The sequence below is a fragment of the Paenibacillus sp. XP01 genome (assembly GCF_057364885.1).
On sequence record NZ_CP139481.1, the window covers coordinates 5,776,625 to 5,792,655 of the forward strand.

General features: G+C 52.8%; 14 protein-coding genes. 4 read left to right on the top strand and 10 right to left on the bottom strand.

Annotated elements, in window-relative coordinates:
* The 5 genes from SNR34_RS25935 to SNR34_RS25955 form a co-directional block, all read right to left on the bottom strand.
* Positions 1-2,397: a DUF5682 family protein gene (locus SNR34_RS25935; RefSeq protein WP_486182515.1), complete on the bottom strand. Its 2,397-nt coding sequence runs from the start codon at positions 2,395-2,397 to the stop codon at positions 1-3.
* A 5-nt stretch (positions 2,398-2,402) separates the two neighbouring features.
* On the bottom strand, positions 2,403-3,506 hold the full coding sequence (locus SNR34_RS25940; RefSeq protein WP_236414662.1) for an AAA family ATPase: 1,104 nt from the start codon (positions 3,504-3,506) through the stop codon (positions 2,403-2,405).
* Positions 3,507-3,637: 131 nt separating this feature from the next.
* A complete protein-coding gene (locus SNR34_RS25945; RefSeq protein ID WP_486180518.1) occupies positions 3,638-5,473 on the bottom strand; it encodes a HEAT repeat domain-containing protein in 1,836 nt (611 codons plus the stop codon).
* Positions 5,474-5,523: 50 nt separating this feature from the next.
* Positions 5,524-6,960 carry an SWIM zinc finger family protein gene (locus SNR34_RS25950; RefSeq protein ID WP_339274468.1) on the bottom strand — a complete coding sequence of 479 codons (1,437 nt, stop codon included), beginning with the start codon at positions 6,958-6,960 and terminating at the stop codon, positions 5,524-5,526.
* A gap of 326 nt (positions 6,961-7,286) precedes the next feature.
* The gene (locus SNR34_RS25955) at positions 7,287-7,643 is read right to left on the bottom strand and encodes a HesB/IscA family protein (RefSeq protein WP_236414666.1); all 357 of its coding nucleotides are present in this window, start codon (positions 7,641-7,643) and stop codon (positions 7,287-7,289) included.
* Positions 7,644-8,085: 442 nt separating this feature from the next.
* Between SNR34_RS25955 and mqnE the strand changes: the two genes are divergently transcribed.
* Entirely contained in the window at positions 8,086-9,192 is a 1,107-nt protein-coding gene (gene mqnE, locus SNR34_RS25960; RefSeq protein WP_236414667.1) for an aminofutalosine synthase MqnE, read from the top strand.
* Between the two features lie 230 nt (positions 9,193-9,422).
* Positions 9,423-10,484, top strand: coding sequence for an NAD(P)/FAD-dependent oxidoreductase (locus SNR34_RS25965; protein ID WP_236414668.1), 1,062 nt, complete (start codon positions 9,423-9,425; stop codon positions 10,482-10,484).
* On the opposite strand, the gene SNR34_RS25970 is transcribed toward SNR34_RS25965, so the two are convergent.
* Positions 10,481-10,735, bottom strand: a complete 255-nt coding sequence (locus tag SNR34_RS25970; RefSeq protein ID WP_236414669.1) for a YuzB family protein — start codon at positions 10,733-10,735, stop codon at positions 10,481-10,483. The two genes, SNR34_RS25965 and SNR34_RS25970, sit on opposite strands and share 4 nt — an antisense overlap.
* A gap of 80 nt (positions 10,736-10,815) precedes the next feature.
* Between SNR34_RS25970 and SNR34_RS25975 the strand changes: the two genes are divergently transcribed.
* Entirely contained in the window at positions 10,816-11,061 is a 246-nt protein-coding gene (locus SNR34_RS25975; RefSeq protein ID WP_062324083.1) for a NifU family protein, read from the top strand.
* 133 nt (positions 11,062-11,194) lie between these two features.
* Here the strand turns inward: SNR34_RS25975 and SNR34_RS25980 are convergent, their stop codons facing one another.
* Positions 11,195-12,001 carry an SDR family oxidoreductase gene (locus SNR34_RS25980; protein WP_236414670.1) on the bottom strand — a complete coding sequence of 269 codons (807 nt, stop codon included), beginning with the start codon at positions 11,999-12,001 and terminating at the stop codon, positions 11,195-11,197.
* 343 nt (positions 12,002-12,344) lie between these two features.
* Here SNR34_RS25980 and SNR34_RS25985 point away from each other — a divergent pair, with 343 nt between their 5' ends.
* Complete coding sequence (locus SNR34_RS25985; RefSeq protein WP_486180519.1) at positions 12,345-13,355, top strand: DUF2167 domain-containing protein; 1,011 nt, start codon at positions 12,345-12,347, stop codon at positions 13,353-13,355.
* A 90-nt stretch (positions 13,356-13,445) separates the two neighbouring features.
* Here SNR34_RS25985 and SNR34_RS25990 read toward each other — a convergent pair whose 3' ends face one another.
* From SNR34_RS25990 to SNR34_RS26000, 3 genes are read right to left on the bottom strand one after another with little or no spacing between them, the layout of a single operon-like run.
* Positions 13,446-14,282 carry a MetQ/NlpA family ABC transporter substrate-binding protein gene (locus tag SNR34_RS25990; RefSeq protein ID WP_236414672.1) on the bottom strand — a complete coding sequence of 279 codons (837 nt, stop codon included), beginning with the start codon at positions 14,280-14,282 and terminating at the stop codon, positions 13,446-13,448.
* A gap of 37 nt (positions 14,283-14,319) precedes the next feature.
* Positions 14,320-14,979: a methionine ABC transporter permease gene (locus tag SNR34_RS25995; protein ID WP_236414673.1), complete on the bottom strand. Its 660-nt coding sequence runs from the start codon at positions 14,977-14,979 to the stop codon at positions 14,320-14,322.
* Positions 14,979-16,007 (bottom strand): methionine ABC transporter ATP-binding protein, encoded by a 1,029-nt coding sequence (locus SNR34_RS26000; RefSeq protein ID WP_236414674.1) that lies wholly within the window; start codon positions 16,005-16,007, stop codon positions 14,979-14,981. The genes SNR34_RS25995 and SNR34_RS26000 overlap by 1 nt, the downstream gene beginning before the upstream one ends.
* Positions 16,008-16,031 lie beyond the last annotated feature (24 nt).

Sequence of the window (16,031 nt, forward strand, 5' to 3'; positions counted from 1 at the left end):
TCAAAAGTCCCCAAAATCAAATTCGTTCAATTCGTCCAGCATCTTGTCCTCTTCCTCCTTCAGATCCCCGGTTAAAACCTCTGCCGCTTGTTCCGCGTTCACGCCCCACAACTCGCCCAGTGTTTCGGCAATCATCGTTTTTTCGTGCGGCGAAAAGGAGCTGAATGCCCGGCGCAAAAAGACTAGCGCCCGTTTGAACTCATCGTTGTTTAACGAGTTGATGTAATCGTTCAGCTGCTCCCATAGGCTCATGCGTGACAGCAGCGCATATCGGTTCCGCATGGACAAGCCCTCGAACCAGCCTGCGCCAAGATCGGACGGAATGCCCGGAGAAAGCCGCCGCGAAACTTCGGCCGCGCACTGCTCCGCATCCATCTCGCCTCTTTCGAGCAGCAGGGCGCAGGCGAAGCCCGATAACTTGGGATTGCGGTCATCCCGTTCGGAGAGCTCGTTCAATTCGGCCGACCACATAGGCACGTCAACGACTTCGTCGTGTTCTTGGGCAATCCGGTTCAAATCACTCATAGCGGCGACCATGGCGTATGCTGCTTCGTCGTTGCAGTTTGCCGCATCCGACAAATACAGGCAGCCGCGGTAGAACAACTGTTCAAGCAGCGGCACAAGCGGTGCCGTTTCCGTACGCCGGATATCGCCATACGCGATGATACGCGACAGCTCTGCCGCAGCGGACGCGATCTGAGCCACGTCACGGCTGTCCGCAGCCAGCGCCTGCAGGACGCGGCGTCCGTCTTCCATTTGCGCGGTCATGCCGCAGCGGACAGATACGCCAATCAGCCGGGATGCTTCGGCAATAGACGTACAGGCCTCCAGCTTTTCGCGCAGCCGATGCGCACATGCAATCTCGACGGTTTCGCCGAGCAGCGTGGATTCCACGACCCTGATTTCGGCCTCAGGCGTCCATTGGATGACCCAGTCCTCGGCCCATACCGCGCGATCGCCACCATTGGTATTGTTTCTTGCGAATGGAATCTCCAACAGTTCCAAGCGGTGGAACAGAACGGAGCGATTCAGATCAAGAAACGCCGATTCGTGCGAGGAAACCCGGCGATTCTCGCGAAGGTCAAGCGATAAATCCGCGGCCACCGCGCTCTTGTATTTGGTGAGCTTAAGCCGCTTGAGCTCACGGTTCAAGTCATCCTGAAGCGGCGTTTGGCTAACGCCTTCGGCCAAGCTGCCGATATCCGTGCCGATGTCGAGGCGGGCCAGCGCCTCGGCTACCACCGACAGCTCGCCTCGACCGAGAAGCGTCTGTGCCGCATCGCGCAGCTCAAGGAGCGTGGGCATGCTGCCGCCGTGAAGCGAAGCCAGTCCTTCGGCCAACCGCACAGCCTCAATCACTTCGGCGGTGGACCTGTGCGTGCCTGATGACCGAAGCAAACGGGCAGCCGTCGACAGGTACAACCTCGGCAACTCTTCCGGCGATCCCGCCTCCATGGCCTCCCACATCATTTGAAAATAATGCGGAGCATGATTTCCCGCGCCATACCCCGACAGACTGGAAAGCCGATAATATGAATAAGGCATCAGGGTCAGTTTGGAGCTGCGCGAAGGCATTGCCGCCAGCTCTTCATCACTCATCGCGCCTCCGGCAGGATGCTCCAAAACCGATGCATGGTACGCTCCGCAGACCACTACGATCTTCTCGGGATCATGTCCTGCTTCGATCGTTTTTAGAATTTGCCTCCGCATGTATGCTTCGCGCACATGATTATACGCGTGCTCTTCCGCCTGCTCGGCCCGCTCCCGCTCTTCGCCAAGACTGCGCATTTCAGCCGAAAAAGCGAGGATCGAATCCCGATATGCTTCCGGGTTGGCATTATGTTCGTAATGGCGTTCCCAGTACGTTTCGTAATCATGCTCGCCTGCCAGATCAGCAATCCGGTCGTATATGGATCCAGCCTGTTTGTCATTCCGAGTACCGCCGTCTATTATTTCTCCCTCGCCGTTATCGGTCGCTTCGTTTGCCTTCGTTTCGTATGCTGCCGTTTCATCCTGCTCTGTCGTGCCATTCCTGCCACGGGACAAGAGCGATTTCTGTTTCAGCTCTTCCAGCGCCAGTGCTGCGCCGGATGGCAGGTCGATCAACTCACAATGCACCTCATTTTTGGCAGCCCAACGCATCGCCTGCAGTTCCGGAGAGTATACGGCGAATGGCCATAACGCTGTTCGAACGGGCATTTCATCCGTAAACGCCAGCAGGGCTACCGGAGGCACGGTCGATGGATGCACCAGGTCGGCGATCCTGTCCGTCGCATCCGAAGGACCTTCAATCAATACCGCCGTCGGACGGACCCGATCCAGATATTCCAGCAGATGGCGAGCACCTCCGGGGGACAGGTGCCGGACGCCGAAGACGGAGACGCGTGCGTCTTCCATCGTCTTCACTCGTTCAACTCCCTGCACGCCTGGTACAGTCCGCGCCACTCCGATCCCCGCTTCTTCATGACGTTGTCGAGGTATTCCTTCCACACCAGCTTGTCCTTGTCATCGTCTTTGACGATGGCCCCCTGCAAACCCGCAGCCAGATCTTCGTCCGACAGCTCGCCATTGCCGAAACTGGCGGACAGCGCCATGCTGTTGGTAAGCAGCGAGATCGCTTCGGCAGTGGAAATAACGCCGCCCGGAGACTTTAATTTCTCCTTCCGGTCGAGCGTCATGCCGCTGCGAAGCTCGCGGAATATGGTTACGACTTTCAACAAGGCTTCGTCCGCCGGCGGAGCTGCGTGCAGTTGGTACGAAGCAGCGATTTCGCTTACCCGTTTTTTGACGATGGAAAGCTCGGTTTCAAGATCGGAAGGCGCAGGCAGCACGATGATGTTGAATCGGCGCTTGAGGGCCGCGGACATTTCGTTGACGCCGCGGTCGCGCGTATTCGCCGTTGCGATAATCGAAAACCCTTTACGCGCACTCGTCTCGCTGCCAAGCTCCGGCACCGAGACGGTCTTTTCGGACAGAATGGAGATCAAAGCGTCCTGCACTTCGGAAGCGCAGCGCGAGATTTCCTCGAAGCGGGCAATGCTGCCGTCTTCCATGGCCCGCATGATTGGGCTGCGTACCAGCGCCTCCGGTGTCGGCCCGTTGGCGAGCAGCATCGCGTAGTTCCACGAATAGCGCACTTGTTCCTCCGTCGTGCCCGCCGTCCCTTGAACGACGAGTCCCGAATTGCCGCAAACCGCGGCAGACAGGTTCTCCGACAGCCATGACTTGGCTGTTCCCGGCTCGCCGATCAACAGCAGCGCACGGTCGGTAACCAGCGTTGCGATAGCCATTTCGACCAGTCTTCGGTTCCCTATGTACTTGGGCGTAATATCCACTTTGCCGGCTTTGCCACCGGTAATGTAGGTCAGTACGGCACGCGGGGACATCTGCCACCCTGGCGGAACCGCTCCCTTGTCTTCCTTTTTAAGCGCCTCAATCTCTTCGCGATACAGCAGTTCAGCCGGAAGGCGCATGACATCCTGTGCTTGTTTTTTCGTTGCGGCCATTTCGATATTCCCCTCTCCATGATGGACCTATTTCTTTCACCAATCTTGTTCCAAAATCCAAATCACCCTTCGCCCGGTGCTGCCGGGCGGCCTGAAATCGAAAGGATATTCTCTGTTTATGGAAAACCGGTTTACACCGATGCTGCCCGGCGCCGAAGCGTATGAACGATCTCTTCGAGCCGCTCCTTAAGGCCTTCATAGCGCACTTCCGGGAGTAACGCCTCTACCCTGTCCGCCACTTCTGCAGCCAGATGATCGGGGACGCGAAGCAAACGTTCGCTCTCTTCGGAGTACATGCTATATGTGCGTTTCCAATCTTTTCGCTCCATCCATTGCACCAGAAGTTCGGCTTTTATATCCTCCGCAGCACCGCTGGCATCCAGGGCGGAGAAAATGTAATGCGAGTCATGATTGTTGGCTTTTTCTATGGCTTTTTCGATATAAGGAAGCAACCTGTCATTTCCGGGGGCTGCCAGCGCGGACACCAGTTGCAGCTCATCGCGATCCATCAGCCAGTCGAGCCAGCGGTAATCCCATTCTGCTTCGATCCGTTCCTGGGGCAACCGGCTTCTGATATACCCATGATAAACGTACAATTCATCGCGAAGTGCATCCAGCAGCGCCTTCTGCGCCAGTTGAGACTTTCTGGAGACCACGGTTTTGAGGCGTCCCCACCCGGAAGCAACATACCTGTCGTAAAGCTCGGCTGGCGCAAGCTGGCGTCTGGCAGCACGGAATGCATATGGCAGATACCCCGGGTCTTGATCTTCCAATTGTTGGAGCACGGCAAGTGCCTCTGGCGAATCCGTTTGCGCCAAATAACCCGCGACCTGTCTCATTATTTGCACATGATCGCCATAGTCGAGCCTGCCCAAGGAAGGGAAAGCAGATTCGTTTCCCGCCACGTCCAGATACAGGCGCTCCAGCTCGGGATGACGCACGTCTCTGAGCGCAATGGCCAACGGCTCAAGTTCTTTCCATAGCTTTCCCTTGCTTTTTTTGTCATCTTCGCCTACATGCTCCTTGCGAAGCCGTTCCTCGAAAAGAGGCAGCAGCATGTCGACCATTTCCTCGGCAGGTGCATAACTGATCGCTTCGGCCACGAGCAATGCGTCTTTTCCCTGGATTGCTTGATATAACCGTTCACGCGCTCCTTCCGAATTACGGACCGCCAATGCACCATAGGCCCCTTCGCGTACCGGTTTCTTTTTGTCCTGCGACCACTCAAGCAATCGGTCTTCGAACTTTGGATGAGGCCCGAGGCAGGCAATCGCCGCGGAGCGGATTTTGTCTCCCCCTTCTTCCGCGGCCTTGACCAAACGTTCCAGCGACCGTTCATCCTCCGGATCGACACCGAGCGACCTTACCACCTGCAGGCGCCGTTCCTCTTGACGTCCTCCATTGATGTCCATTCCCTCAAGCAAGTAAGGTACAATCGCCGGTCCATATGCCGGTAGGATGTTCCGCGCCGCAAAATCCGCAATTTCCGAATATGAATCGCCCAAGGCCCTCACCGCAAACGGGAATAACCTTAAGTCACGGAACAGTCCCTGTTCAAAGGCAGAAGTCACAATCTCGTACCGTCCGCCTCCCGAATCCGACAATGCATTCTGCACCTCGGCCAGCTGTCGGTACGAGTGGCTGGTCGTTAACCCTGACAATTCGACCTCCTTCCTATGCTCCGCGCATACGTCTCCTTCTGCAGCCACGATCCCCTGTGTCGACAACACCGAATTCAGCAGCAGCGCCACGTCCTGCAGCCGGGCCGCTCTTGCTTCCGCCTCTAAAGGACCTGTCAGTGCGGCGACTCCCTCGGCAAGTTTGCCGAATACCGGGGCCCGATCCCCAAGCTGGGCCAACTTCGGCTCCAGGCGTTTCAGGCGGAAATCGTCTCCCGCCAAGTCGCTGCCTGCAATATATAAACGGCGAAGTTCGCCCTGTAATTCTTGCAATAAAGTGGTGCTCATTCGCTTCTCCTCCCGATTCCCCGTTTTGATTCCAGCTTCGATAACAGCGATCAGTACAGCAGCCGGGCAATCCGGTCTCCCTGAATCACCGTTAACGGCTGTGCAGCCAGCCGCCCTGTATCCATCTGATGCTCGAACATCGCCAATACGCAGCAGTCGCTGAGCAGCGAAGCATCGACGAGCGACAACAGCGGCGTCGATTGCCCGGGCAGGCGGTAAATATCGCTGAGCTCCAATGTATTTCCTGCCTCATCGACCAGGGCGAAACCTCCCATTTCCGTGCGTGCGATGCGGGAGGCCTTCAGTAACGCAACCGGGGCCCGATCGCCCAGCGGATCTTTCAGTTGGTTTTTAACCGCCTTGACCGCCTCCGGTATCGATGACCAAGCCGATTCGCAGGCAGCCTCAAGATCGACGGCTTTCGTCTCGCGCGGGATCATGCCTTCAAAACGCACCCTGGCGTTCATGCCGCCCGGATAAAGGTACAATTCGGAAATCTGCGCCACATTGAAGAAACTGTCTTCTTCCTTCATGAATTTCAAAGCCTTAAACGGTCGATAATGTACGGTTCGATGAATGCGTTTGCTGCCAAGCTCCAGCCAATAACCGGTGTCTATGTATTCTCGGCGTGCGTCATCCTTGTGGCAATAGAAAGCAAGTTGAAGCAGCTCCACATTCTCGCTTACCCGTCCGGCTTCCTTAAGTTCGGACAGCTGCCAAGCATGACCAAGCCATTCTTCAATCGTTGATTCGCTATCCGGTTTGAGTTCCGGATCTTCCTGTTTGGCTTGTAAATATGTCCTGCCTCTTTTAATAAAAGCATGCAGCAAAGTCAGCTGCTCCATCGCATATGTATAGCCGCTCTCTCGGTCTTCCTCTTCCAACAGCAGTGCAAGCCGACGTAATTCGTTCTCCGCTCCGGTAAGGTAACTGCTTCCGAGCCGCTTGGCATGCTCGTTCAGGCTTTTCACCGTTCGTGCATCCGCCGTGCCCAACCCACCACGAACCAGTGAAAGCACAAGCTTCTCCAATTCGTCCAGCGCTTCAAGCTGCTTGGCGATTTTCTTCTTGAGCGCGCTTTTATTGACCTTTTTCGGCTTGTCAGGCAGCTCACCGCTTTCACGCTTGGCTTTGTTCTCTTCGCGTTTCTCTGCCTTCTCCCGCTTGGACGCAATATCTTCAGGCACAGAAGCGTTCTCAAACGGCAATCCTTCCGCATAGGCATACATCAGTCCAAGCGCATGTTTGCATGGAAACTGACGGCTTGGGCAGCTGCATCGCGAGACCGGATTGTCCGGCATGACAAAATCGACGGAACAAACATAATTGGATTTCCCGCTGCCGGCACATTCACCAAACAACAGGTTCCCTTCCTCCGATATGTTAAGTTTGACGAATTTGTTTTTCTGGACCAGTCCCCGTCCGTTCTTGGCCGCAGCCGCGTTCGGGGCCAGTGAATCAATATAGGTTGAAGCCAGTTGAAGCATTTCACGCGCCTCCTCGCTGGAAAATTGAACTTGTGAAAATTATACTGTAATCTAACGCAAATCTCACTCGTGCGCATGGCATGGGCCGTTTGGCATTTATGATGCAGATTTGCGAAATAAGAACATTAGTTCCCTTTTCATTTGAATATATCATGATCTTCCGTTATTTTCAAATCCGACCATCCAAAACCTTGCATGCCGAAATCACACTCGATCCCTTTCCAATACAAAAAAAAGCCCCCATATCGCAATTAGAGAAAAACTAATGCGCTACGGAGACCTTTATTGCACCGGTAATACATATACCAGGAACATCTATTTCCGAATCAGCAATCTTTATCCGGCACGCCTGCTTCTTCGCGTGTGCGGAAGGAAGATCCGCAACCACATGTCGCTACCGCGTTCGGGTTATGAATAGTGAAGCCGCCCGTCATGCCGGATTCTTCAAAATCAATTTCCAGGCCATTCAGGTATTTCAGGTTTTCCTTCTCCACAACAACCTTCATGTCGTGAATGTTCATATAAATATCGTCTTCGGATTCTTTATCGTCAAAGCCCATGGCGTACGAAAATCCGGTACAACCGCCCGGTGCTACGCCAAGACGCAGGAACATGTCCGGCGTCTCTTGCTGAGCCAGCATATCCTTCAGCCGCTCGGCAGCCGTTTCGCTGATGCTGATCATGCCAGGTCACTCTCCTTTAATTTGAACTCTTTCTAAATTATACTCCACCGCGTCAAGGGGCTCAAGTCATGTTTGCCCGTGTTTTCTTGCCTCCGCTCCTCCTTTTTCTTTCCAGCATATTGAACCCCCGGGACACGAGGTTTATAATGGATAGGTGATCGATTTGAAATGTCGATATTTTGTCATGACTTCTTCAAGCGATGGTCATATTTAGAGTTGTAATTTTTTTCACATTTCGAGACTGTGCTGCAGTCCCCAATGCATATAAAGCCGGAGGGCTCATTTCACGAAAAAAAACAGCTACGCAATGCAGCATGCGCTGCAACCGGGTCAATACGAGTTGGTTATACGGAAGGCGGCAAACGACCGCATCTTTGTTATGTAGTTCTGCCAGCCAGTACTGCGCGCAACTCCAATCCGGTCAAGAACAGGAGGAAACAACATGTCTACATTGGTAACACCGTTCACGGACAAGAGAATGGCTGAAATCGTCGAGAAAGTACAGAACGGAGTAAGGCTTAGCGTAGAGGACGGCGTTTATCTGTACCAGACGGATGACCTGCTAACTCTGGGCCAGCTGGCCAATGAGGCCAACCTGAAGAAAAACGGCAAAAAAGTATATTTCATCGAAAACATGAGCCTGTATTTCACCAACGTGTGTGAAGCCCACTGCGCCTTTTGCAACTTCCGCAAGGATCAGGGTGAAGAAGGCTCTTATACCTTGTCGGGACAGGAAATGATCGATTACGTAGAACAGCATATTCATCCCGGCGTACGCGAGTTCCATATTGTAGGCGGACATAACAACCATGTTCCTTTTCAATATTATGTCGATTCCTTGCGTGCATTAAACGAAAAATATCCGAACGTTACGCTGAAGGCATACACGGCAGCAGAGATCGATTTCTTCACACGCATCAGCGGACTAAGCATTAAGGAAGTGCTTGAGGAGCTGCAAAAAGCCGGACTTAAATCGCTCACTGGGGGCGGAGCCGAAATTCTCTCCGATGAGTACCGCAAAAAAATGCGCGTGGACAAAGCGAACGTCGATCGTTATCTGGAAGTTCACCGCACGGCTCACCTGCTCGGCATGCGGACGCACACCACCATGCTGTATGGTTCGATCGAATCCTATGAGGACCGCGTGAACCATATGGCCCAAATCCGGGAACTTCAAGACGAAACAAACGGATTCATGGTATTCATTCCGCTGTCCATGCAGCCAAAGAGCAAAAATGCAAGCATCATGCGCCGCAACTCGGCGTACGAAGACCTCAAAACGATCGCGATCAGCCGCCTGATGCTGGACAACATCGACCACATCAAAGCCTACTTCATTAATATTGGTCCACAGCTGACCCAAGTCGCGCTCGGCTTCGGAGCATCGGATGCGCACGGTACGATCGTACGTGAACGAATCAGTCACGCCGCTGGTGCCCTGACACCCGAAGGGCTGACCCGCAAAGAGCTCATCTGGCTGATCAAAGGTGCCGGACGAATCCCGGTGGAACGCGATACCTTCTACAACGAAATCCAAGTATACGAGTAAACCCGAGCATCGGGCTCGAGATCCGCTTGACCGAAAAGGGAGCGGATCCCGAACCGATGCTTTCCATTGGAATAATGCCCCTAATTTGAAAGACCTGAATTTTCGATATACTAATTTAGATATACTAATTCAAACCTAAAACAACACATGAGGCAGATCGCCATTATGGCCCTGTGCCTCACGGGTACAGCCCCGCTTCCTGCGGGACTGGTGCAGAAAGGAAGCCAATCATGAAAAATTTCGTCATTCTTGGGGGCGGCTACGGCGGCCTCACGATTGCTAAAGAACTTCTGGAAGGCAAAATTCCGGCAGACACTCAAATCGTTTTGGTGGATCGAAATCCATTCCAAGGGCTGAAGACCGAATATTATGCGCTCGCAGCCGGAACGGTATCGGATTACGACCTCCGCATTCATTTTCCCGTGCATGAAAAGCTTACCCATCGGTATGGAGAAGTGACGTCGATCAACCTGGAAGCCCGTCAGATCGAATTCGAAGGACAGGACCCGCTTCCTTACGACAGACTTGTCATCGGGCTTGGTTGTACGGATCGGTTCCACAATACGCCCGGAGCCGAGGAATTCAGCTGTACCATTCAAAGCTTCGGCAAAACAAGGGAAACTTACCTGCGCTTGAATGAGGTTAAACCTTACGGCCACGTGCACATCGTCGGCGGCGGGCTTAGCGGTGTTGAAGTAGCGGCTGAACTGCGCGAAAGCAGACCCGACCTGAATATTACGATCCTCGATCGGGGTGAGCGCGTGTTGTCCGCATTCCCGCAACGCTTGTCCGCTTACGTACATGAATGGTTCAAAGAACATCAAGTCGAATCGCAGCGCCATGTGGCCATCTCCAGACTGGAGCAAGGCGCCATTTACAATCGCGACGAAGAGATCATGACCGATGCCGTTGTCTGGACAGCAGGGATTCAGCCGGTCAAAGTCGTGCAGGATCTGAATGTCGCCAAAGACCCGCAGGGCCGTGTCGTCCTGAATGAGTATTATCAAATTCCGGAATATACGGATGTATATGTGGTGGGAGACTGTGCCAGCGTGCCATTTGCACCTAGCGGTCAGGCTGCCGAGGTTCAGGGTGAACAGATCGCTCATATTCAGCATGCTCTTTGGAAAGGCGAAGAGCCCAAACTTCACCCCCTCAAGCTTCGCGGCACACTCGGCGCACTCGGCAAGAAGGCTGGGTTTGGGCTGATGGGCAAAACGTCCATGATGGGACGCGTGCCGCGTATTTTGAAAAGCGGTGTGCTCTGGATGTCTAAACGGCATCTCGGTTAGTCAAGATCCAGCTCGTCCCAGGCGTCCGCTTCGGCAATTTTGGCCAATATGGCGTTATACAGATCTTCCACTTTGTCCGTGATGACAAGCTCGCCATTCACCAAAGCAAAAGGAGTCATGTAACATTGGCCGCAATTGCTGAGGCACCCGTACTCGATGACGTCAAAGTCAGGATTTTCTTCCAGCATGTCCATCACTTCATCGGTACCGAAATGCATATTATTGGCACAAAATTCAATAATCGGTCTCATTTGTTGTTCACCTGCTTGCTTTGACCATTTGAATTTATGGCCATTTGTAATATAATATATGAAGGAAAGGAGTTGAAAATATGAGCGAAAACGCACAAAGCACCATGTACGATGAGGTATCCGACGTGCTTGACAAACTTCGTCCGTTCCTGCAGCGCGATGGCGGTGACGTGGAACTGGTCGACGTGGAGGACGGCATCGTGAAGCTGAAACTGGTCGGTGCCTGCGGCAGCTGCCCAAGCTCCACCATTACATTGAAAGCCGGGATTGAACGCGCCCTTCTTGAAGAAGTTGACGGTGTGGAAGAAGTTGTCCAAGTATTCTAATCAATCCTTCACGAAATAAACCTCAAGAGCCTTTCGCTTCTTATGAAGCGGAGGCTCTTTTTTCGCCTTGCGTCACGGAACTGTACTCCTGACCAGCCAAGCGGAAACATTTATTACAACGCCTGCGCTCGCATCACTCGCTTTTCCCGGCCTCATGCTGCTCTGCATCTTCGCGCCAAATATTAGGGCGGATCGGATCCAGGCCGCCGGATACATCCATAATGTTTCCGGTAATGAAATCGGAGTGATCCTCGCACAGATACGTGATTACGCGTGCGATATCCTCCCCGCTTCCCGGGCGCCCTCTCGGTGTTTCTTCATCCTTGATTTCCCGGATTTCATCGATCGTCTTTTCTTTGTTCGCGCCGCGAATGTCGCCAGGGCATACCATATTCACCGTGATCCCATATGGCGCTTCTTCCACGGCAAGCGTCTTCGTAAACGAAACCAGGCCTACCTTGGCCGCTGCATAAACCGCGCGATGGGGCCATGATCTGGCCTCTCCTGCATGGCTAAAGCCGAAATGAATGATCCTTCCCCACTTCTTGCGCCGCATCTCCGGGAGCACGAGCTGGTCCAGCAGCATGGGCCCGAGCAAATTGCCTTGCACAAGCATCTGGATTTCGGCTGCGGAGTAATCGGCAAACCATCTGCGTTCCCGGACAAACGGTCCCGCATTGTTTATAAGTATATCAATATCGCCCAGCTGATTTTGCACACGTGCGATCAGCCTGGTAATGTCTGTCGGTTGTGAAATATCGGCCTGCACCGCGATACAGCGCACGCCTGTGGACATAATCTGGGATTGAAGGCTTTCGGCCTCGCTTTGGCTGTGCACATAATTCAGAGCAATGTGGCATCCCTGTTCCGCCAGGCGCAGTGCCGTCATTTTGCCAAGACCTTTGGCACTTCCCGTTATGAGGGCCACTTTACCTTTCACGTCCATCCCCCTCTTCCAAGAACACAGTCACTCATTCAGTATAAAAGATTTGACGTTCCCTCACAACTTCCCCATCTCCAAATGCTCTTGCATATATTTGCAAAAAATCATTGGAGCGGGGACGATTCTCATATGTTGTCCATTCACAAAATAAAACCGTGTAGGACTTTAGAAGGAAATATAACCCCAATTTTCCAATTATCCCTTGATTAATGTATGAGGTATATGTTAATTTCGATAAGTCATTATTTTCTATACAGAAAAAGACATAATACATACGCTCATGCTAGGCTTGAATCAGCACTTTCCTGCGCAGGCATGGGGCCCTCGAAAGGAATCCGAAATGAAAAACAACAAAAGATGGTTGACCTCCCTTGTCGCCCTTATGCTGGTGACCGCTTTGCAATTTCCGCTCGCTCTCACCGCGTCTGCCGAAAGTGCTGCCGACAGCACCGCAGATGACTATGAATGGATTGACGGTCCTGCCACCGTATCGCTGGATGACAAAGCCACCCTCCAAATCGCACCCGGCCTGACTTATTTGGACGCAACCAATACGAAGCGTTTTATGGAAGATACGGAATCATTTCCGAACGGCACTGAAATCGGAAGCCTATACGGCGAAGGCGAGCAGTCCAGCTGGTATGTCATTTTCGAATACAACGACACGGGACATATCGATGATAGCGACAAAGACAATCTGGATGCCGAAGAGCTTCTCGACAGCTACAAACGCGGTACCGAGGAGCAGAACGAAAAGTCTTCTCCGGAAAATCGGCTCTACATCACCGGTTGGGAAATCGAGCCTGCTTACGAGAGTGCGAAACATCAGTTGATTTACTCTCTTGGCGCGAAGGACGCAGCGCAACAACCGATTGTCAACTATAACGTAAACGTACTGACACGCGAAGGATATATCGGCGTGATTCTCATTACGGATACCGCCCATTTCGAACAAAATCGCAAGCAGTTCGAGGAAAGCGTGCTTGGGCAGCTTCATGTTAACGCTGGCGAGAAATACGAGGAATTCGACGAGTCGGTCGACAAATCTTCCGAGCTGGGGTTAACCGGCCTGATTCTAGGGGGCGCCGGGGTTGCCGTAGCCAAGAAATTAGGATTGCTGCTATTGCTGAAAAAAGGATGGTTCGTCATCGTGGCCGCCATCGTCGGTATATTCGGATGGCTTCGCCGCAAATTGACGGGAAGAAAAAATCCAACGGATGCACATGGACAACAGGATGAACTTACGCCGGCTGACGAAGCCTATCAACAAGTTGCGGCCGGACAACAGTCTACCAATCCGGATGATTCATCACCGAACGATCGTTCCAAACCGGATTTGGAAAAAAGATAAATTGCATCAATGCATCTCTATGACCATGCACAAAAACAAGCCGACGTCGCTTGAACAGCGATGAACGGCTTGTTTGATTGGCGCATCTATTTAGAATGCAGGTTCCACTGCGCCTTTGTAACGTTCTTTGATGAATGTTTTGACGGTTTCGGAGTTCAGTGCGGCTGCCAATTTTTTGATGGCATCTGCATCCTTGTTATCTTCACGCGCAACCAAAATGTTGGCATACGGATTGCCTTGCAAATCTTCGATCAACAGGGAATCCTTCTCCGGATTCAGGTTGGCTTCCAACGCATAGTTGGCATTAATGAAGACCAGATCGGCTTCATCCAGTTGACGAGGCATCATGGCCGCATCAAGCGTGATGAATTCCAGGTTTTTCGGATTAGCCGTAATATCCTGCACTGTAGACGAGATGTTGTTGTTGTCCTTCAACGTGATCAAGCCTTTTTTGGCCAGCAGCAGCAATGCACGTCCGCCGTTGGACGGATCATTCGGAATCGCTACTTTCGCTCCGTCCTGAAGCTCATCCAGCGATTTGATTTTTTTGGAGTATCCCGCAAACGGCTCAACGTGCACCGGAGTTACGGAAACAAGATTGAATCCGCGTGCTTTGTTCTCCTCATCCAGGTACGGCTGATGCTGGAAGAAGTTCGCATCCAGTTGTTTGTCGGCGAGCTGTTGGTTCGGCAGAACGTAATCGTTGAACGTTACGATTTGCAAACGGATGCCTTCGGCCTCCAATTCGGGTTTGATGGCTTCCAGAATTTCGGCATGCGGCGTAGGCGAAGCTCCGACTTTCAATTCGACGGTACGTGGAGCGCCTCCTGCGTTATCTGCGCCGCTGTCGGCATCCTTGTTGTTGCCGCATGCCGCAAGGACCGCGATCATCATCAGGCTCAGCAAAGCGATGGACCATTTTTTCATGTGTAAAACCCCTTCTCCTTAAAATTTGATCTATGTGTTATTTCCGGGTGAACTTTTTGACGAGACGATCGCCGCCCATTTGCAGCAATTGCACAAGAATAATCATCAAAATGACGGCCACGATCATAATTTCTGTTTGATATCGGTAGTATCCGTAGTTGATCGCCAGCGTACCCAACCCGCCGCCGCCAACCATGCCCGCCATTGCCGTGTACGATACCAGGGTCACGATCGTAATCGTAACGCCTGCCAGCAAACCTGGCAGTGCCTCGGGCAGCAATACCCGACGGACGATTTGGCCTGTAGAAGCACCCATGGACTGAGCGGCTTCAATGACGCCGCGATCCACTTCGCGCAGCGTCGTTTCCACCAATCGCGCAAAATACGGGGCAGCCGCAATAACCAACGGAGGAATGGTGCCCAGCACGCCGGTTGCCGTTCCAACCAAAGCTCGGGTGAACGGAATAAGAGCAACAATCAAAATAATGAACGGAACCGACCGAAGAATGTTAACGATAATAGAGAGAATGGTATATAAAATCTTGACTTGCGACGAAGCCGAGCGTGCTGTCATGAACAGCAAAACGCCAAGCGGCAAACCGATAATAACCGTGAACAGGCCGGACGCCCCTAGAATCTGCAACGTTTCAACGGTAGCCTGGCTGATCTCTTCCCATCGAATGCTTGAAAAATCCATTATTGTAGCACCTCCACATCAAGCCCCTGCTCAACCAGTTCGTTCATCGTCTGCCTGATGGAAGCAGGCTCGCCCTCAAACCTTACCGTCAATTGTCCGTAAGGAACTTGTTTGATGGTCGAAATCGTGCCTTGCAAAATGGCAAAATCGACGCCTGTTTTGCGGACCGTTCTGGACAGAATGGCTTCATATGTCTTTTCTCCCAGAAAAGAGATTCTCACCAGTTGGGAAGCTCCGTTAGCCAATGCGTCACCTTTGACCGGTGCGCTGACTGCCAACAGCTCCGCCGAGGCATCGTCCCGCTGGATGAAATCGCGGGTGACCTCATGCTGCGGCTTGAGAAATACTTCCGTTACCGGCCCTTGCTCCACGATGCCTCCCTGGTGAATGACCGCCACACGATCGCATATGCTCTGGATGACATGCATTTCATGCGTAATCAGTACGATCGTAAGATTGTACTTCTCGTTAATGTCCAGCAGCAGCTTCAAAATGGAGGCCGTCGTCTGCGGATCAAGCGCCGAGGTCGCTTCATCGCAAAGCAGGACCGCCGGATCGCTGGCCAGCGCGCGGGCAATGCCTACCCTTTGCTTCTGTCCGCCTGAGAGTTGGGCAGGATACTTGCCGCTGTGGTCTTCCAACCCGACCAGAGAAAGCATCTCTTTGACCTTGCGGTCGATCTCCGCCTTGGGTGCATTGGCCAACTTGAGCGGAAATGCCACATTGTCGTACACCGTCGCGGATGACAGGAGGTTGAAATGCTGAAAGATCATGCCGATTTTGCGGCGTTGCTTCTGAAGCCCCTGTTTCCCAAGCTCCGTTAAATTGACGCCGTCGACCCACACTTCGCCGCTCGTCGGCCGTTCCAGCAAGTTCATGCAGCGAATCAACGTGCTTTTTCCCGCCCCGGAGTGGCCGATAATGCCGAAAATCTCGCCTTTTTGAATGGTCAGGTCGAGTTCGGCTAACGCTGTCGTTGCTTTGGCGCCTTTGCCGTATGTTTTAGTTAATGCCTTTAATTCAATCAAAATAGCTTCTCCTTCCCGCCATTA